This window comes from Stappia sp. G46H5W, assembly GCF_058448995.1.
In genome coordinates, this window is record NZ_JBZFLL010000002.1 from 433,820 (window position 1) to 450,694 (window position 16,875).

Here is a 16,875-nt window from a genome sequence, read left to right on the forward strand (position 1 = left end):
GCCTCAAGCGCCCCGCAGGGCCTTCAGCAGGGTCTCGATCTCAACTTCCGTGTTGTAGGCGTGAAGCGAGGCGCGCAGGACCGCGTCGAGGCCGCGGCGCGGCAGGTCGATCCGCGAGGAGGAGGCGGACGAGACGGAGGTGTTGATGCCGGTCGCCGTCAGCCGCGCCTTGGTCTCGGACGGTGCTTCGCCGTCCACGGTCAGCGTGACGATGCCGCATTTGCGGATGCCGCGATCGTGCACCGCGACGCCCGGGAGCTTGCCGAGTTCGCTGCGCAGCAGGGCGGCAAGCGCCGAGATGCGATCCTCCAGCCGCTGCGGCCCGGTCTCCAGCGCATAGCGCACGGCAGCGCCTAGGCCGATCTGGCCGGCGAAATACCGCTCCCAGTTCTCGAAACGTCGTGCGCCCTCGACCAGGCGATAGCTGTCGGCGTCGATCCACTCTGTGGATTCCAGGTCGATGAAGGCAGGCTCCAGCTGGTCGAGCACAGCGTCCGAAACATAGAGGAAACCGGTGCCGCGCGGCCCGCGCAGATACTTGCGCCCCGTGCCGGAAAGCAAGTGGCAGCCGATCCGGGTGACATCAAGGGCGAGCTGGCCGGCGGACTGGCAGGCATCCAGCAGGTAGAGCAGCCCGTGGCGGCGGGCGATGGCGCCGACTTCCTCGGCCGGATTGACGAGGCCGCCGAAGGTCGGAACGTGGGTGAGGGCGATAAGCCGGGTCTTCGGGGTGATCGCAGCCTCAAGCGCCTTCAGGTCGATCTGGCCGGTCTCGTCGTCGTCGATCAGATCGATCTCGATGCCGGCGCGGGCCTTCATCTGCAGCAGCGCGACATAGTTGGAGACGTATTCGGCGCGGCCGGTGATCACCCGGTCACCCGGGCGGAACGGGATCGAGTAGAACGCCATGTCCCAGGCGCGCGTGGCGTTCTCCACATAGGCGATCTCGTGCGGGGCGGCGCCCAGCAGCGCGGCAACCGCGGGGTAGAAATCGGCGACCGCATGGGCGGCCCGGTCGGCAGCCTCGTAGCCGCCGATATCGGCTTCAAGGTCGAGATGCGCCTTCACGGCGGCCAGAACCGGCGCAGGCGGCAGGCTGGCGCCGGCATTGTTGAAATGGACGAGGCGGGCGGCGGCCGGCGTATCGGTACGCAGGCGGGCGGTGTCGGCATCGGTCCAGCCGAAAGATTGCGCGCGTTGGATGGTGGTCATGGGCGGAGCGATCCTCTAGGCAGGAAGATGATCAGGAATGACGGGCAGGAGCGATGGCGGGCGGACGGCGCGAAGGCTCCCGACCGCGAATGGAAGGGGATGGAAGCGCAGGGCATGACTATCACGTATTTCGGTTACGGATCGCTCGTCAACACGCGCACGCTGGGGCCGCAGGCGGTCGCCGAGGCGGGCACCCTGTCGGGCTGGCGGCGCGAATGGCGTGCCTGGTGGCGGCCGGCGGGGGCAGAGAACCTGCCGAAGGTCTGCACGCTGACGGTGCGCCGGGCGGCGGATACGGCGATCCGCGGAGTGATGGTGAGCGAGCCGGCCGAACGGCTTGCCGAGCTCGACGCGCGCGAGCGGCGCTATCGCCGGATCGACGGCATCGGCCCGTCCTTCCGCCGCGACGACGACGGGGCGGCCGGGGCTGCAAGCGCCTTTCTCTATGAGGCGGACAGTGAAATCCGCCGGCCGGGCGACGACGAGCACCCGATCCTGCAGAGCTATGTAGACTGCGTGCTGGCCGGCTTTCACGCCTTCTGGGGCGAGGAGGGCGTGCGCCACTTCATCGAGACGACGGACGGCTGGGAGGCGCCGATGCTGGCCGACCGGAGCGCGCCGCGCTATCCGCGCGCGCAGGTGCTGAACGCGGACCTGCTGGCGCTGTTCGACGAGCAGCTGGCCACGACGGGCCTGCGCTACATCGACATCTAGGGCGTGCGCCGGAGCGGGGGATGCCGCTCCGGCGCACCGCGTCACTTCAGTTCGGTGACGGTGATCTTGCCGTTCACCCTGCCGGCGACGAACTCTATCTCCTTGCCTTCCTGCAGTTGCTCCCACATCGCCTCGTCGGCGACGCGGAAGACCATCGTCATGGCCGGCATGTCGAGGGACTTCAGTTCCTCATGGACGATCGTCACCTTCTTTCCGCGCAGGTCGACCTTCTTCACCACACCCTTGGTGAACTCGGCGGCAAGCGCGGTGGAGGCCCCGGAGACGAGGAGCAGGGCGGCGACGAGAGCTGTTGCGAGTTTCATGGAAGATCTCCTTGGTCAGTGGCTGCCGACGACGAGATCGCCGTGCATGCCGGAATCGTAGTGGCCGGGGATGAGGCACGCGAACTCGAACGAGCCGCCGTTCGCGAAGGTCCAGATGATCTCGCCGGTTTCGCCCGGCGCCAGGCGCACGGAGTTCGGGTCGTCGTGCTCCATGTCCGGAAAGCGCTCCATCAGCTCCTTGTGCTCCATGACGCCCTTGTGGTCGTCGAGGACGAACTCGTGCTCGATCTCTCCGGCATTGGCGATGGCGAAGCGGATGGTCTCGCCTTTCTTGAACTCGAGGCGGGAGGGCTCGAACAGCATGCGGCCGTCGTCGCTCTCCTTCATGGTGACCTCGACGGTGCGGCTGACATCCGCGGCCTTGCCGGGCTTGCCGACCGACATCATCGCCTCGTGATGGCCGTCGGACTTGTCATGGCCGTGACCGCCGGAATGGCTTCCGGCTGCGATGGCGGCGCCCGTGCCAAGGGCAAGAATGCAAACGGCGGCAAGAGCGCTCGTGCGGATCAATTTCATTCGGTCTTCCTTTCTTCCGGGGATGAGAGCGGCCTCAGCCGCCATGCTTGTGGACGGGACGTGCGGCGGGAGCTGCCTGCGGGGCCTGGGGGCCGGCGGTTGCGGCGCTGTCTGCGCGCGCGAAGTCCGGCAGTTCGCCGGTCCATTCCCAGGCCTGCGTTCCGGGAGGGTTTTCGTACCAGCCGGGATCGGCGTAATCGCCCGCCTGAATGCCCTCACGGACCTTCACCACGGAGAACATCCCGCCCATTTCCAGCGGGCCATGCGGCCCCCAGCCGGCCATCATCGGGACCGTGTTGTCGGGCAGGGGCATCTCCATCTCGCCCATCTCGGCCATGCCGTTGGAGCCCATCGGCATGTATTCGGGCTGGAGCTTGCGGATCTTCGCGGTGACCGAGCGCTTGTCGGCGCCGATGAAGGTCGGCACGTCGTGGCCCATGGCGTTCATCGTGTGATGCGACTTGTGGCAGTGGATTGCCCAGTCGCCCGGATGGACCGCATCGAACTCGTAGGCGCGCATGGCGCCGACGGGAATGTCGATCGTCACTTCGGGCCAGCGGGCCTCCGGACGCACCCAGCCGCCATCCGTGCAGGTGACCTCGAAGTCGTAGCCGTGCATGTGGATCGGATGGTTGGTCATGGTCAGGTTGCCGACGCGCACCCGCACCCGGTCGCCCAGCCCGACGACGAGCGGATCGATGTCCGGGAAGATCCGGCTGTTCCAGGTCCACAGGTTGAAGTCGGTCATCGTCATGATCTTCGGCACGTAGGAGCCGGGATCGATGTCGAAGGCGTTGAGCATGATCAGGAAGTCGCGGTCGACGCGCATGAAGGCCGGGTCCTTCGGATGCACGATGAAGAACCCCATCATGCCCATGGCCATCTGCACCATCTCGTCGGCGTGCGGGTGGTACATGAACGTCCCGCTCTTCACGAGGTCGAACTCGTAGACGAAGGTCTTGCCCGGCGGGATGCCCGGATGTGACAGGCCGCCGACGCCGTCCATGCCCGAGGGCAGGATGAGGCCGTGCCAGTGCACCGAGGTATGCTCGGGCAGGCGATTGGTGACGAAGATGCGGACCCGGTCGCCTTCCACCGCCTCGATGGTCGGGCCGATGGACTGGCCGTTGTAGCCCCACAGGAAGGCAGTCATGCCGTCGGCAAGCTCCCGCTCCACCGGCTCGGCGACGAGGTGGAACTCCTTGACGCCGTTGTTCATGCGGTGGGGCAGGGTCCAGCCGTTCAGGGTAACGACGGGGTTGTAGTCCGGGCCCGAGGTGGGGGTGAGCGGGGCCTGGGTTGCGGGCGTGTCCATCGTCGCCGCCTCAGGCAGTCCGCGATTGCTGGTCTGGGACCAGGCGGTGGAGGACACGAGGGCCGCGCCCGCAGCGCCGGCGCCCAGGATCTGACGTCTGTTCAGCATTGCAGTCTCCTTCGCCATCAATGTCCGCCGCCGCCGGCATCGGCGACCGCGGCTTCGCCGCCACCGCCTGCGGCCGGGGCTTCACCGCCGCCATGGATCGCGGCGGCCAGGCCCGCTTCCGCGAGCCAGAAGTCCCGCTTGGCGCGCGAGGCCATCAGGACGGTGCCGATCCGCGCCCTGGTATCGGCCAGCAGCTCGAACGTGTTGGTGATCATGCCGTTGTAGGTGAGGAGGGATTCCTCCTCGATCTGGTTGCGCAGGGGCAGGACCGAGTTGCGGTAGTGGCGGGCGATCTCGTGCGAGGCGCGGTAGGCCAGATAGGCGGAGCGCGCCTGCGAGCGAATGTTGACCGCACGTTCCGCCAGGCGATTGGCGGCACGCATGTAGGTGAACTCCGCCTTCTTCATGCGGGCCGCGCCGCTGTCGAAGATCGGGATCGCGAAATCCAGCTCCACCTGGGCCGTGCCGGTGAGCCGGGTCTTGCCGTCCTCCTTCTCGCGCTCGCTTTCGAAGCCGGCGACGAGGCCGAGATCGGTGACGTAGCGGGTCGCCTCGGTCAGTCCGAGCTCGCGGGCCGTGGCCTCCAGCTCGATCTTCGCGATCTGCAGGTCGACCCGGCGCTGCAGCGCCTCCCGCTCCACATGCTCCTTGTTCATCAGGCGGCCGGGAAGCGGGGGAAGCGCGTCGGGCACGAAGAACGCGGTGTCCGCGCCCCATAGTCCCATCGCGCGGGCGAGCTTTTCCTTGGCGAGCCGCGCGGCAAGCCGGGCCTCCGCGATCTGGCCGACCAGTTCCGCGTTGAACGCGTGTTCGCGCGCCTGCGCGGCCTTGGGCATGGCGCCGGTCTCACCGAGCTTTTCGGCAAGCTCGGAGGCCGCATCGGCGGCCTGACGAGCCTGGTTGAGGAGGGCGACCGTCTCGAAGGCGGCGACCGTCTCGATCCATGCGCTGCGCGTCTCGTTGGCCACGCGCAGGGTTTCCTCCGCCGCCCGCATCTGCGCCTGGCGGAAGCGGGTCTCGGCGATCTCACTGCGCCGCTTGTGCGTGAGGAGGGCCAGGATGTTGTTGGCGACCATCCCCTCGATGGTCTTGAAGGCGACCAGACCGGGCTGACCGATGCCGAGTAGGCCGACCGAAATGTTCGGGTTCGGCAGCAGGGTCTGCTGCCAGGCATCGGCGGCGCTGATGCCGAGATCCGAATAGGCCGCCTGCAGGCCGCGATTGTTGATCAGGGCCACCTGAACGGCGGTTTCGGCGCTGATGGTCTTCTTGTGGACCATGGAACGCACGCGCTCGGAGGCCGCGCGGGCCTGCTCGGGGGTCTGGACCCATGTGGGGGTGTTGCCGCCGAGCGCCGGCGCCACCTGGCCGGCGACGGTGACGAAGCCGGCATCGCCGGGCCCGTAGGCATCCGTAGCAGCCGTGGCGATGCAGCCGCCGAGCAGCAGGGGCGCCGTCAACACGGCGAGGGAACGAAGGGCGGGCCTCATGACGCACCTCCGCCGGGGGCCTGACGGTCGTTGAGGTTGCGCCAGTTGCCGGGTTCGACGGGCACGCGGTGCTGATAGGGAGCGACGACGCTGGCCGGTCGCAGGGCTGGAACGGCGGCGTGCGGGTCTTCCGGCAGCGGACCGTAACCGGACACGGTTGCCGGGACGGTGGCACAGGCAGCCACCGCCAGCGGCGCGAGAGCCGCAAGCAGTCTGGATATCATGACAAGTCCTCGAGAATGACAGAATGCGGCCGCGCAGGATCACCGCGCGGCAACGGCCTTTTCAGGCCGGCAGGTCAGGCTCGAGGGGGGCGGTCGGTCAGGTGGGGCGGCTGCGGCTCGAGGCGAACCTCGTGGTCGCTCTCCGGCTGTGCAGCGGAGAGATGGTCGAAGCCGTCAACGAAATCGCTGGCGAGGCCCGGAAAACAGAAGGACAGACAGCAATCGACTGCCGAGCCCTCGTGATGATGGGAGTCCTGCGGTGCCTTGCCGGGCGAAGTCTTGGAGGTTGCGGCATGCGAATGGGCGGTGCCATGGGATCCGGCATGCGTTTCGCCTGCCTCATGCGCGGACACCGTCGGAGACGAGGCGTGCGCATGACTGTCGGAGACGTCCATCCGATCCGCTGCGGCCATCGCTTCGCCGAGGCCGCCGGGGGCTGCACCGGCGAGCGCAATCAACGCCACGAGAACGAGGCGGCACAAGGTTGCGGCAAAGAGGCGGACGCGACTCTCCATGAGGCGGGAGAGTGATTCAGAAGTCCTTCGGATGCAAGAGGCCAGCGCGCCGTCTGTCCGTCCTCTCGGCAATGTGATCCGGGGTCGCTCGGCGGTGCGCGGCCCGGCCGGGCGGCCCCGTCCGGCCACATCTGTTTCAACGTTATCTGTGGCCTCGCCCTGCTGCCGCGTGTATAACGCCCCGCACCCTATGCCCACGCAACATCCGATCGGGCAGAGGGGGGACAAACGAAACACGCAACCGGAGCGGATGCCTGCAGGCACAAGATCTTGCCGAAGGTCGTTTATACGGAGTTGGAACAATGGCGCAGAACTGGACACCGGATAGCTGGCGGTCGATGCCGATCGTGCAGGTGCCCGAGTATCGCGACGCGGACGCGCTCGCGGAAGTGGAGCGCCGCCTGTCCGACTTTCCGCCGCTCGTTTTTGCAGGTGAGGCGAGAAAGCTGAAGGCCCAGCTCGCCGAAGTGGCCGAAGGACGCGGCTTCCTGCTGCAGGGCGGTGATTGTGCGGAGAGCTTTGCGGAGCACCACGCGGACCACATCCGCGACTTCTTCCGCGTTTTCCTGCAGATGGCCGTCGTGCTCACCTATGCCTCGGCTCAGCCGGTGGTGAAGGTCGGCCGCATCGCCGGCCAGTTCGCCAAGCCGCGCTCCTCGCCGATGGAGAAGCAGGGCGACGTGGAGCTGCCGAGCTACCGCGGCGACATCGTCAACGACATCGCCTTCACGCCGGAGTCCCGCGAGCCGGATCCGCAGCGCCAAGTCATGGCCTATCGCCAGTCGGCCGCGACGCTGAACCTTCTGCGCGCCTTCGCGCAGGGCGGTTTCGCCAATCTCGACCATGTGCACCGCTGGATGCTGTCCTTCGTCAAGGACAGCCCGCAGAGCCACCGCTATCAGGTTCTGGCCGACCGTATCTCGGAGAGCCTGGACTTCATGCGGGCCTGCGGCATCGATCCCGATAGCGCGCCTCAGCTGCGCTCGACGGATTTCTTCACCAGCCACGAAGCCCTTCTGCTGGGCTACGAGCAGGCGATGACCCGCGTCGACAGCACGTCCGGAGACTGGTACGCCACCTCCGGCCACATGCTGTGGATCGGCGACCGCACCCGCCAGCCCGATCATGCGCATGTCGAGTTCTTCCGCGGCATCAAGAACCCGATCGGCCTCAAGTGCGGTCCGAGCCTGAAGGCCGACGAACTGCTGAGCCTGATCGACACGCTGAACCCGGCCAACGAGGCAGGCCGGCTGACGCTGATCTGCCGCTTCGGCGCGGACAAGGTGTTCGAGCACCTGCCGCAGTTGGTGCGCGCCGTGGAGCGCGAGGGCCGGAAGGTCGTGTGGTCGTGCGATCCCATGCATGGCAACACGGTCACCGCCAACGGCTACAAGACGCGGCCGTTCGATCGCATCATGCGGGAGGTCGAGGCCTTCTTCGCGGTGCACCGGGCCGAAGGCAGCTACGCGGGCGGCATCCATGTGGAGATGACCGGCAAGAACGTGACCGAGTGCACGGGCGGTGCCCGGGCGCTGACGGCCGAGGATCTCGCCGACCGCTACCACACCTATTGCGACCCGCGCCTCAACGCCGAGCAGGCGATCGAGCTCGCCTTCATGGTGGCCGAGAACGTCCGCAAGGAGCGCGACCTGCGCGGCAATCCGGAGCGCGAGGCGGCCATCGCCTGAGCCGCTTCGGTTCACTGCCGGAGCACGCAATCGTCATCGACGCCGCCGGGATCCTCCCGGCGGCGTTGTCGTTTTCGTGCCCTGCCGCGCCGGGCGGTAGGCTTCCCGAAAGGTATTGCGGGTATGGATCGCGCGCCGAGGCCGCAGGTCGGACGAGCAGATGAGCGCCCCTGCAATCGATGTTATCGTCTGAAACTTACGTAACGAAATATTTCCGTATTTCGTATATTTATAAGTATGAGCCAATCGGGAGGGGACCGAACGGCATGTTACTCGACCTTTCAGCAGTGTCGGTTTTGGTTATCGACGACAACTCGCATATGCGCAGCCTGTTCAGGGCGATCCTGAACGGGTTCGGCATTCGGCGTATCTCGGATGCGTCGGACGGAGCGGACGGTCTGGCGGTAACGCTGGAGCGAAAGCCCGATGTCGTCATTTGCGACTGGGTGATGTCGCCGCTCAATGGTGCGGAATTTCTTTCGATCCTGCGCAGCGACACCGATACGGGCGTGGCCACCACGCCGGTGATCATGGTGAGTGCGGATGCGCGCAAGCCCGTTGTTCTCAAGGCAGTGGAGCTCGGCATCCACGAATTCCTGGCAAAACCGGTTTCGCCGGCCATGCTCTACCAGCGCCTGCAGCGGGTCTTGACCGAGCACAGGCCGTTCGTGCGGGCGGTGGACCGGTTGCGACCGGCCCCAAGAGGCAGCTATGAGCCGTCGGCAATGCCGGCGCCTGAAGTGGCGGCGGCAGCCTTGAAGGCGCAGCGCTCCGCCGGCGGGCAGGGCACTGTTTACCTGTAGTCGAGTGACGTTCCGCGGCCCCAGGGGCGGCGACGCGCGTTGCGCGACCCGCCCATGCGCTCTCGCCGATTGCGCAAGCGCAAGGGCCGGGCTACACCCGTTTTCATGAGCGCGACACCGACCGAATCCTCCCTGAAAACCGTCTCTTCCGGCCCTGCCGACAGGCTGCGGCTGGCGGTGGCCCAGATGAACCCGACCGTCGGCGACGTGGAGGGCAACCTGGCGCTGGCGCGCCGCGCCCGTGCGCAAGCCGCCGCCGCCGGGGCCGATCTCGTTCTGCTGTCGGAGCTGTTCCTGTCCGGCTATCCGCCGGAGGATCTGGTGCTCAAGCCCGCTTTCGTCGCCGCCTGCCGGGCAGCGCTGGACGAGCTGGTCGCCGACACCGCCGATGGCGGGCCCGGCGTCGTGATCGGCCTGCCGTGGCGCGAGGGCGACAAGCTGCACAATGCGGTGGCGCTGATCGACGGCGGACGCATCGAGGGTGTCCGGTTCAAATACGATCTGCCGAACTACGGCGAGTTCGACGAAAAGCGCGTGTTCCAGGCTGGCCCCTTGCCGGGACCGGTCGGCTTTCGCGGCATCCGTATCGGCCTGCCGGTCTGCGAGGATGCGTGGACCGAGGAAGTGTGCGAGTGCCTGGAGGAGACCGGCGCGGAGCTGCTGCTGGTGCCGAACGGGTCGCCCTTCTATGCCGGCAAGCCCGAGGTGCGTCTGCAGGTGATGGTGCAGCGCGTGGTCGAGACGGGCCTGCCGCTGGTCTATTGCAACCAGCTCGGCGGCCAAGACGAACTGGTGTTCGATGGGGCGTCCTTCGCGCTGCAGGCCGACCGGCGCCTTGCCTTCCAGATGGGCGAGTTCGTCGAGGAGATCGCGATCACCGACTGGCGCCGCGATGCGGATGGAGGCTGGGTCTGCGAGAACGGGCCGAAGGCCGATCTGCCGGATATCGATGCCGCGCGCTGGCAGGCCTGCGTCCTGGGCTTTCGCGACTATGTGAACAAGAACCGCTTTCCGGGCGTGGTGCTGGGCATGTCCGGCGGCATCGACAGCGCGGTGGTGGCGGCGATGGCGGTGGATGCGCTGGGGGGCGACAAGGTCCACTGCGTGATGCTGCCCTATCGCTACACCTCGACGGAGAGCCTCGTCGATGCCGAAGCCTGCGCCAAGGCGCTCGGCGTGCGCTACGACACGGTGGCGATCGCCCCGGCGGTGGAGGGCTTTTCGGAAGGGCTTTCGGGCCTGTTCGCCGGCACCGACAGCGGCGTGACGGAAGAGAACCTGCAGTCGCGCGCGCGCGGCACGATCCTGATGGCGATCTCCAACAAGTTCGGCTCCATGGTCGCGACCACGGGCAACAAGTCGGAAATGTCCGTCGGCTATGCGACGCTCTACGGCGACATGAACGGCGGCTTCAACCCAATCAAGGATCTCTACAAGACGCAGGTCTATCGGCTCGCCGCCTGGCGCAACGCCAACCGGCCGGACGGCCTGCTCGGCCCCGAGGGCGAAGTCATCCCGGTCAACATCATCGACAAGGTGCCGACCGCGGAGCTGCGCGAGAACCAGACGGATCAGGATTCGCTGCCGCCCTATGACGTGCTCGACGACATTCTCGAGTGCCTGGTGGAGAACGAGATGTCGGTGGGCGATATCGAGGCGCGCGGCCATGACCGCGAGCTGATCCACCGCATCGAGCACCTGCTCTACATCGCCGAGTACAAGCGCCGGCAGTCGGCGCCGGGCGTGAAGATCACCCGCAAGAATTTCGGCCGCGACCGCCGCTATCCGATCACCAACCGCTTCCGCGACCGCAGCTAGGCCGCGTCTTTCAGTGGCAGCCAAGCCCGGCCGGGCTGCTGCCGCTCCTGCCACACGAGCCCTCGCGCGAGGGACCATGCGTCTCGACAGGCTTCGCCTGGTCGCCATCCTTGCCGCCGGCCAGATCGTCGGTTGGGGAACGACCTTCGACATGCCCGGCGTGCTGGGTCGGCAGATCGCCGCCGAGCTCGGGATGTCGAACGCGCTCGCCTTCGGCGGCCTGACGGCGATGATGCTTCTGGGCGGGTTCGCGGGCCCGCTGACCGGACGGCTGATCGAGCGGCATGGCGCTGCAAGGGTGCTCGCAGCGGGAGCTGCGACCATGGCGGCGGGGCTTCTCGCCATGAGCCTGGCGCAAGGTGTCGTGCTCTACTACGCCGCCTGGCTGGTGATGGGGATTGGCGGCGCACTCGGCCTGACCGTGCCGTGCAATGCGGCGGTGGTCGAGCGGGAAGGGGCGGGTGCCCGGCGCTCCATCGGCATCCTGATGATCTTCACCGGCCTGTCGGCCGCCGTCGCCTGGCCGCTGTGGAGCCTGCTGGAAGGGGCGATCGGCTGGCGCATGGCGATGCTGGCAGCGGCCGGAACGCAAGCAGTGCTGTGCCCGCTCTATCTCTTCGCCCTGCCGTCGCCGCGCGACGAGGACGGAGGTGCAGCGCGGGCCGCGGCCGCCGCTGTCGAGCCGTTGCGGCTGACGCAGGCACAGGCGCGCCTTGCTTTCTGGCTGATCGCGCTGGTGTCCATCGTTTTCAGCCTGGTTACCACGGGTCTCGCACCGTCGCTGATCGCCTTGCTGCAGATGTCGGGTGCCTCGCCGGCTCTGGCCCTGGAGCTCGGCGCCCTGCGCTCGGTGCTCGGGATCACGGCGCGGCTTGCCGATATTCTGGCGGGGCGGTTCGCAACGCCGCTGACCTCGGGCCTCATTGCCGCCGCGCTGCTGGTGGGCTCGCCCCTGCTGCTGCTCCTCGCCGACGGGCAGGCTTCGCTGCTCTATCTCTTCATCGCGTTCTACGGCTTCGGCTCGGGCATTTCGGCACTGACCCGTGCGCTGCTGCCGCTCAGCTTCTTTTCGGCAAGCCGCTATGCGCGCGCGGCGGCCAACCTGTCGCTGCCGAGCAATGTCGCGATGGCAGCAGGGCCGCTGCTGGTGACCCTTGTGCTCGACAGTGCCGGTGTCGCGGGCGTGGCGGTCTATGCCTCTGGGCTGGCGATGCTGGCGCTGGCGGCGCTCGTGTGCCTTGCCGTTCTGGCGTGGAGACAGCGGGCAGGGGCTGTGTCCGCCTGAACCCGCCGGCCTTGTCGAAAAGGACGATCTCTTTCGCCGGGCGAGAAGTTTCTCTATCCTGACCGCTCTTTCCTGGTCCTGCGACCGGTGCCGCCGGCCTGCGCTCCACATGATGATCGACCTGCGGTCGCACCGCCCTTCGCTCCGCGCCATGCTCCGGTTTGGTGCGGGAGGCGGGCTTGCCGGCTTGCGGACTTGCCACTTTTGCCGCGGATTGCTGCCATGTCCTTCTTCACCTTCCTGCGCGACAATCTCCGCTGGCTTGCGGCCGGACTGCTGCTGACCTTCTTCTCCAGTTTCGGGCAGACCTATTTCATCTCGCTGGTGGCGGGAGACCTGAGGGCCGAGTTCGGGCTGAGCCACGGCGCGTTCGGCGGGCTCTACATGGCCGCGACCCTGTGCTCGGCGCTGTCGCTGACCTTCGTCGGCAAGGTGGTCGACAATTTCCCGCTGGCGCTGGTTGCCGGCGGCGTGGTGGCGGGGCTCGCGCTGTTCACCGCCGGGATGGCCAGCGTCTCCTCGGTCGCCATGCTGTTCGTGGTCCTCTACGGCTTGCGGCTGTTCGGTCAGGGCATGATGACCCATGTGGCGATGACCGCGATGGGCCGCTGGTACGATGCGCAGCGCGGCCGCGCGGTCTCCATCGCCTCGCTCGGGATCCAGTGCGGCGAGGCGAGCCTGCCGCTGGTCTTCGTGACGCTGGCCGGCCTGCTGGGCTGGCGCGGCACATGGTGGCTGGGCGTTGCCGTGCTGGTGCTGGTGGCGCTGCCGGCGCTGCTCCTGCTGCTGAAGGTCGAGCGGGTGCCGCGCGGCACCATCCACACGGACGAGCGTCCGGTGGCGCAGCGGCAATGGACCCGCGCGGAGGTGCTGCGCGATCCGGCCTACTGGATCATTTCCGCCGGCACGCTGGCGCCGCCCTTCATCGGAACGACGATCTTCTTCCATCAGGTCTATCTGGTGGAGCTGCGCGGCTGGTCGATGGAACTGTTCGCCTCGGCCTTCATGGCCATGTCGGCGATGACCATCAGCTGCGCGCTGCTGGCCGGCTATCTGGTGGACAAGGTGACGGCCCTGCGGCTGCTGCCCACCTTCCTGCTGCCGCTGGGGCTCGCCTGCGTGCTGCTGGGGACGGTGACTCACCCCTTCGCCGCGTTCGGTTTCATGGCGCTGCTCGGCATCAGCTACGGGTTCAGCTCGACCCTGTTCGGCGCCTTGTGGCCGGAGATCTATGGCGCGCGGCACCTCGGCTCGATCCGCTCCGTGACGGTGGCGATGATGGTCTTTGCCTCGGCGCTGGGGCCGGGCCTCACCGGCTATTTGATCGATGCGGGCGTGCCGTATTCGCTGCAGGTCTATGCCATGGCGCTCTACTGCCTGCTGGCGGCGCTGGCCCTCACGTTGGTGTCGCGCCACGTGCGGCAGCGCCAGGCGGAGGGCGGCGTTGCGGGGGAACCTGCTTCCGGCTAAGAGGTGGCCATGACAGTCACCGTTCGCTTCGCCCCGTCGCCCACGGGCTTCCTGCACATCGGAAATGCCCGTCCGGCGCTGATCAACTGGCTCTTCGCGCTGCGCCGCGAGGGGCGCTTCATCCTGCGCTATGACGACACGGACAAGGAGCGCTCGACCGAAGAGTTCGCCGCAGCGATCGCGGAGGATCTCGGCTGGCTCGGCATCGCGCCGCATGAGAGCTTCCGCCAGTCGGACCGGCTGCCGCTCTACGATGCGGCGGCCGAAAAGCTCAAGGCGGCCGGGCTGCTCTATCCCTGCTACGAGACGTCGGACGAGCTGGAGCGGCGACGCGCAAGGGCGCGCGCGCTCGGGCGCCCGCCGGTCTACGACCGGGCGGCGCTACGCCTCGATGACGCGGAGCGGGCGCGGCTGGAAGCGGAGGGGCGACGGCCGCACTGGCGCTTCCTGCTGCCGAACCACGACGGCGATCCTTTCGTCACGCGGCGGGTGGAACGCAGCTGGGACGACCTGTGCCGAGGGGCGCAGAGCATTGATCTTGCCTCGTTGTCGGATCCGGTGCTGGTGCGCGAGGACGGCAGCTATCTCTACACGCTGCCCTCCATCGTCGACGACATCGCCGCCGGGGTGACCCATGTCATCCGCGGCGAGGATCATGTGGCCAATACCGGCGTGCAGATCGCTATTTTCGAGGCGCTGGACGCGGCCCCGCCGATCTTCGGCCATCACAACCTGCTGACGACGATTTCCGGCGAAGGCCTGTCGAAACGCAAGGGTGCGCTGTCGCTGCGCTCGCTGCGCGAGGACGGGTTCGAGCCGATGGCGGTTGCCTCGCTGGCGGTTCTGACCGGTACCAGCCATGCGGTGGAGCCGGCGGACGACCTGTCCCGGCTGGCGGAGATCTTCGATCTGGCCGACGTGTCGCGCTCGTCGGCCAAGTTCGATCCGCAGGAGCTGCGGCCGCTCAATGCGAAGCTGGTGCATGCCCTGCCATATGCTGCGGTCGCGGACAGGCTGTCGGGCCTTGGTATCGCCGAGACGTATCCGGGGGGCGAGGCCTTCTGGCTGGCGGTGCGGGAGAATTGCGAGACGGTGGCGGATGCTGCGCGCTGGTGGCGGGCGGTGACGTCACCACAGCCGCTGTCGGTTGCCGAGGAAGACGGTGCGTTCCTTCGCGAGGCGGCAGAGCTTCTGCCGCCCGAGCCCTACGACGAGACCACCTGGGGAGCCTGGACGGGCGCGCTCAAGGAGCGAACGGGCCGGAAGGGGCGGGCATTGTTCCTGCCGCTGCGCAAGGCGCTGACGGGCGAAGAGCACGGGCCGGACATGAAAGCCCTGCTGCCGCTTATTGGGCAACGAAATAGCGCGGCCCGACTATCCTGACATTGCGCTCGGCCGGAGGCTCCGACGAGCCTTCCGTGCCGGCGTTCGCGGCCGGCAGCTCGGCCGAGGTGGCGACTTCCGCCTTGTGGCGCGAGGGGGAGCCCAGAACCGGCAGCGACGGACCCTGGCGCACCGGCGAATAGCCGAGCTCCATGTTGGTGCGCGTGTCCGGGTCCTGCAGCTGCAGGGTTTCGATGGCCTGCTGTGCGTCGTCGGCTCCGATCCCGTCGGGCGTGACGCCGCTGCGCAGTTCCTGTTTCACGCCGGCCTCGACATCGACATCGCGCAGGTAGCTGGCGGCCTCGTCGTCACCACTGCGGATCAGGCTCGCCATGGTCTGGCGGTCGGCGCTCGGCTGGCAGCCGCACCCTTCTACATAGGCGACGCGGAACCGGTTGGCGTTGGGCAGGTCGCCATAGGGCATGCCCGTGATGGAGACGAGGTTCTCGACCGTCTCGCCCGGATTGCGATGGACGAAGAGTTCGGCTTCTGCGCCTGGGCACATGGAGCGGCACACGGCGGCATCGCGGCCGAAGCCCTCCTCGCCGGTGGAGAAGCTGACGGGGAAGAAGAACCCGTCGCACATGCGCACGCACATGGTCCGGTAGGTCGGTCCGGAGGGCCGGCGAACCATGGTGGCGTTGTCGCCGGAGCTGAAGCGCACGGTCGAGCGCGGCCGCGTCTCCGTCCGCTGCGGCTCCACGGCGGCCTGATGCGTCACCGCGCCGTTGCCCCGGCCGATGCCGAACAGCGAGAGGAAGCCGCCGCCGGAGGGCGGAGCAGAGCGGATGCCGGGATTTGCAGGCGCGCGGGCCTGCTGCGGGGCATCGCAGTTCTGGCGGGCGAGGGCCTTTCGCAGGGCCGCCTCGCGACCGGTGCTGCGGCTGCCGGCGTGGCGGGCGCGCTGACGGTCGATCTTGGCAAGGTTGGCGCGCATGCGCTCGATCTTAGGCTTCAGCCCCTTGCAGGACGGGGCGCTGGCCGCGCCGCCACAGCCGAGATGGCGGAAGTCGCGCTCGGCCAGCCCCAAGGCCTGCGACTGGGCGCGGTGGGCATCGTCCCACTTGGCATATTCGGGAGAGCGCGAGCCGCCGGCGGAAATCTGCTGGAGTTCGGCACGCAGGGCCGAGCAGCTGGCGGCAATGGCCGGGCCGCTGACGGCAAGGACCAGGCCCGCAGCCACGAGGCCGCGCAGCAGTCCTTTTCCAATGCCGGTTTCCAGAGCCATCGATGCGATCCGCTTGAGCAAAAGAGCGTTGCCTGACCGTAGCCAGGGTCCAACGCGGCCGACTATGGCGTCAGGTCGCGGGGCGGCACAAGGAAATGCTCAACTTTTAGTAAATTCGCGCCTAGGCGGGCGCGTTGGAGCCTTCGAGATCCGCGCTCAGTTCCTCTGCGCGCCGCGCCAGTTGCTCCAGCACCCGGTCGAACACCTGCCTGTCGGCAGGGTCGAGCGGCGCCACCAACGCCTCTATGAAGCGGTGCGCCTCCGGCACCAGCTTGCGATAGGCGGCGATGCCTTTTTCCGTCAGCTGCAGGAAGCTCTCACGCATGTCGCGGGTGTTGGCGGTCCGCTGAAGAAAGCTGCGATGCTCGAGACTGGCGACGGCGCGCGAAACCTTGGTCTTGTGCATGCGACTGTGCTCGCCGATCTCCTTGGCGGTCATCGTGCCGAACTGGCCCAGGGTCGCCATGATCCGCCACTCCGGCACGCTGATGGCATAGTCACGGCGATAGATGCCGGCTAGCGACTGGCTGACGGTCTCGGCAAGCACGTTGAGCCGATAGGGAAGAAACCCCTCCAGCTCGAGAGGCCTTTGATCGTTGCTCATGGACTGCTCGCTTTCGGCTGCTGCCGGGAGACAGGCGTGCCCGGCCGGCAGCGGCAATAATCGCATCTATCGTTTCAATTCTAACCATTGCCGCGAGTCCGGCAAGGGTGCGACACCGGGTGCCACCGGATCGTCTTGCGGCCAGGGGCCGAGCGTGG

The 16,875-nt window shown here is 67.6% G+C and carries 16 protein-coding genes; 8 read left to right on the forward strand and 8 right to left on the reverse strand.

Features of this window, described 5'->3' with window-relative positions; translation table 11 throughout:
* Positions 1-3 precede the first annotated feature (3 nt).
* A complete protein-coding gene (locus tag ACVJ6E_RS07735) occupies positions 4-1,212 on the reverse strand; it encodes an aminotransferase class V-fold PLP-dependent enzyme (protein WP_120267752.1) in 1,209 nt (402 codons plus the stop codon).
* A 114-nt stretch (positions 1,213-1,326) separates the two neighbouring features.
* Between ACVJ6E_RS07735 and ACVJ6E_RS07740 the strand changes: the two genes are divergently transcribed.
* Positions 1,327-1,926 carry a gamma-glutamylcyclotransferase gene (locus tag ACVJ6E_RS07740; protein ID WP_120268343.1) on the forward strand — a complete coding sequence of 200 codons (600 nt, stop codon included), beginning with the start codon at positions 1,327-1,329 and terminating at the stop codon, positions 1,924-1,926.
* A 41-nt stretch (positions 1,927-1,967) separates the two neighbouring features.
* On the opposite strand, the gene ACVJ6E_RS07745 is transcribed toward ACVJ6E_RS07740, so the two are convergent.
* Genes ACVJ6E_RS07745 through ACVJ6E_RS07765 form a run of 5 tightly spaced genes read right to left on the reverse strand, consistent with a single transcriptional unit; the run spans position 1,968 to position 5,923 of the window.
* The gene (locus ACVJ6E_RS07745; RefSeq protein ID WP_208996627.1) at positions 1,968-2,249 is read right to left on the reverse strand and encodes a copper-binding protein; all 282 of its coding nucleotides are present in this window, start codon (positions 2,247-2,249) and stop codon (positions 1,968-1,970) included.
* A 15-nt stretch (positions 2,250-2,264) separates the two neighbouring features.
* The gene (locus tag ACVJ6E_RS07750) at positions 2,265-2,786 is read right to left on the reverse strand and encodes a cupredoxin family protein (RefSeq protein ID WP_208996628.1); all 522 of its coding nucleotides are present in this window, start codon (positions 2,784-2,786) and stop codon (positions 2,265-2,267) included.
* Between the two features lie 34 nt (positions 2,787-2,820).
* The gene (locus tag ACVJ6E_RS07755) at positions 2,821-4,209 is read right to left on the reverse strand and encodes a copper oxidase (protein ID WP_120267753.1); all 1,389 of its coding nucleotides are present in this window, start codon (positions 4,207-4,209) and stop codon (positions 2,821-2,823) included.
* Positions 4,210-4,226: 17 nt separating this feature from the next.
* Complete coding sequence (locus ACVJ6E_RS07760) at positions 4,227-5,699, reverse strand: TolC family protein (RefSeq protein ID WP_120267754.1); 1,473 nt, start codon at positions 5,697-5,699, stop codon at positions 4,227-4,229.
* Positions 5,696-5,923, reverse strand: a complete 228-nt coding sequence (locus ACVJ6E_RS07765) for a hypothetical protein (protein ID WP_097176479.1) — start codon at positions 5,921-5,923, stop codon at positions 5,696-5,698. The genes ACVJ6E_RS07760 and ACVJ6E_RS07765 overlap by 4 nt, the downstream gene beginning before the upstream one ends.
* Positions 5,924-6,297: 374 nt before the next feature.
* Between ACVJ6E_RS07765 and ACVJ6E_RS07770 the strand changes: the two genes are divergently transcribed.
* From ACVJ6E_RS07770 to ACVJ6E_RS07800, 7 genes are all read left to right on the forward strand, one after another.
* The gene (locus tag ACVJ6E_RS07770; protein ID WP_158592629.1) at positions 6,298-6,453 is read left to right on the forward strand and encodes a hypothetical protein; all 156 of its coding nucleotides are present in this window, start codon (positions 6,298-6,300) and stop codon (positions 6,451-6,453) included.
* A gap of 287 nt (positions 6,454-6,740) precedes the next feature.
* Positions 6,741-8,126, forward strand: coding sequence for a class II 3-deoxy-7-phosphoheptulonate synthase (locus ACVJ6E_RS07775; protein WP_120267756.1), 1,386 nt, complete (start codon positions 6,741-6,743; stop codon positions 8,124-8,126).
* A 266-nt stretch (positions 8,127-8,392) separates the two neighbouring features.
* Positions 8,393-8,929 (forward strand): response regulator, encoded by a 537-nt coding sequence (locus ACVJ6E_RS07780; RefSeq protein ID WP_158592630.1) that lies wholly within the window; start codon positions 8,393-8,395, stop codon positions 8,927-8,929.
* 105 nt (positions 8,930-9,034) lie between these two features.
* Complete coding sequence (locus tag ACVJ6E_RS07785) at positions 9,035-10,747, forward strand: NAD+ synthase (RefSeq protein ID WP_120267758.1); 1,713 nt, start codon at positions 9,035-9,037, stop codon at positions 10,745-10,747.
* 76 nt (positions 10,748-10,823) lie between these two features.
* Positions 10,824-12,032, forward strand: a complete 1,209-nt coding sequence (locus ACVJ6E_RS07790; RefSeq protein WP_120267759.1) for an MFS transporter — start codon at positions 10,824-10,826, stop codon at positions 12,030-12,032.
* Positions 12,033-12,254: 222 nt separating this feature from the next.
* Positions 12,255-13,502, forward strand: a complete 1,248-nt coding sequence (locus tag ACVJ6E_RS07795) for an MFS transporter (RefSeq protein WP_120267760.1) — start codon at positions 12,255-12,257, stop codon at positions 13,500-13,502.
* 9 nt (positions 13,503-13,511) lie between these two features.
* Entirely contained in the window at positions 13,512-14,885 is a 1,374-nt protein-coding gene (locus tag ACVJ6E_RS07800; RefSeq protein ID WP_120267761.1) for a glutamate--tRNA ligase, read from the forward strand.
* Here ACVJ6E_RS07800 and ACVJ6E_RS07805 read toward each other — a convergent pair.
* Together ACVJ6E_RS07805 and ACVJ6E_RS07810 are read right to left on the reverse strand one after the other, a co-directional pair.
* The gene (locus ACVJ6E_RS07805; RefSeq protein ID WP_120267762.1) at positions 14,848-16,113 is read right to left on the reverse strand and encodes a DUF2865 domain-containing protein; all 1,266 of its coding nucleotides are present in this window, start codon (positions 16,111-16,113) and stop codon (positions 14,848-14,850) included. The genes ACVJ6E_RS07800 and ACVJ6E_RS07805 overlap by 38 nt on opposite strands.
* A gap of 121 nt (positions 16,114-16,234) precedes the next feature.
* Entirely contained in the window at positions 16,235-16,717 is a 483-nt protein-coding gene (locus tag ACVJ6E_RS07810; protein ID WP_120268344.1) for a MarR family winged helix-turn-helix transcriptional regulator, read from the reverse strand.
* Between the last annotated feature and the right edge of the window lie 158 nt (positions 16,718-16,875).

Bases quoted from the DNA above. Each gene is read 5' to 3' on its own strand.
- ACVJ6E_RS07745 (WP_208996627.1), bottom strand. From the start codon at position 2,249: ATGAAACTCGCAACAGCTCTCGTCGCCGCCCTGCTCCTCGTCTCCGGG.
- ACVJ6E_RS07740 (WP_120268343.1), top strand. From the start codon at position 1,327: ATGACTATCACGTATTTCGGTTACGGATCGCTCGTCAACACGCGCACG.
- ACVJ6E_RS07795 (WP_120267760.1), top strand. From the start codon at position 12,255: ATGTCCTTCTTCACCTTCCTGCGCGACAATCTCCGCTGGCTTGCGGCC.
- ACVJ6E_RS07765 (WP_097176479.1), bottom strand. From the start codon at position 5,923: ATGATATCCAGACTGCTTGCGGCTCTCGCGCCGCTGGCGGTGGCTGCC.
- ACVJ6E_RS07760 (WP_120267754.1), bottom strand. From the start codon at position 5,699: ATGAGGCCCGCCCTTCGTTCCCTCGCCGTGTTGACGGCGCCCCTGCTG.
- ACVJ6E_RS07800 (WP_120267761.1), top strand. From the start codon at position 13,512: ATGACAGTCACCGTTCGCTTCGCCCCGTCGCCCACGGGCTTCCTGCAC.
- ACVJ6E_RS07750 (WP_208996628.1), bottom strand. From the start codon at position 2,786: ATGAAATTGATCCGCACGAGCGCTCTTGCCGCCGTTTGCATTCTTGCC.
- ACVJ6E_RS07805 (WP_120267762.1), bottom strand. From the start codon at position 16,113: ATGGCTCTGGAAACCGGCATTGGAAAAGGACTGCTGCGCGGCCTCGTG.
- ACVJ6E_RS07755 (WP_120267753.1), bottom strand. From the start codon at position 4,209: ATGCTGAACAGACGTCAGATCCTGGGCGCCGGCGCTGCGGGCGCGGCC.
- ACVJ6E_RS07735 (WP_120267752.1), bottom strand. From the start codon at position 1,212: ATGACCACCATCCAACGCGCGCAATCTTTCGGCTGGACCGATGCCGAC.
- ACVJ6E_RS07780 (WP_158592630.1), top strand. From the start codon at position 8,393: ATGTTACTCGACCTTTCAGCAGTGTCGGTTTTGGTTATCGACGACAAC.
- ACVJ6E_RS07770 (WP_158592629.1), top strand. From the start codon at position 6,298: ATGACTGTCGGAGACGTCCATCCGATCCGCTGCGGCCATCGCTTCGCC.
- ACVJ6E_RS07790 (WP_120267759.1), top strand. From the start codon at position 10,824: ATGCGTCTCGACAGGCTTCGCCTGGTCGCCATCCTTGCCGCCGGCCAG.
- ACVJ6E_RS07810 (WP_120268344.1), bottom strand. From the start codon at position 16,717: ATGAGCAACGATCAAAGGCCTCTCGAGCTGGAGGGGTTTCTTCCCTAT.
- ACVJ6E_RS07775 (WP_120267756.1), top strand. From the start codon at position 6,741: ATGGCGCAGAACTGGACACCGGATAGCTGGCGGTCGATGCCGATCGTG.
- ACVJ6E_RS07785 (WP_120267758.1), top strand. From the start codon at position 9,035: ATGAGCGCGACACCGACCGAATCCTCCCTGAAAACCGTCTCTTCCGGC.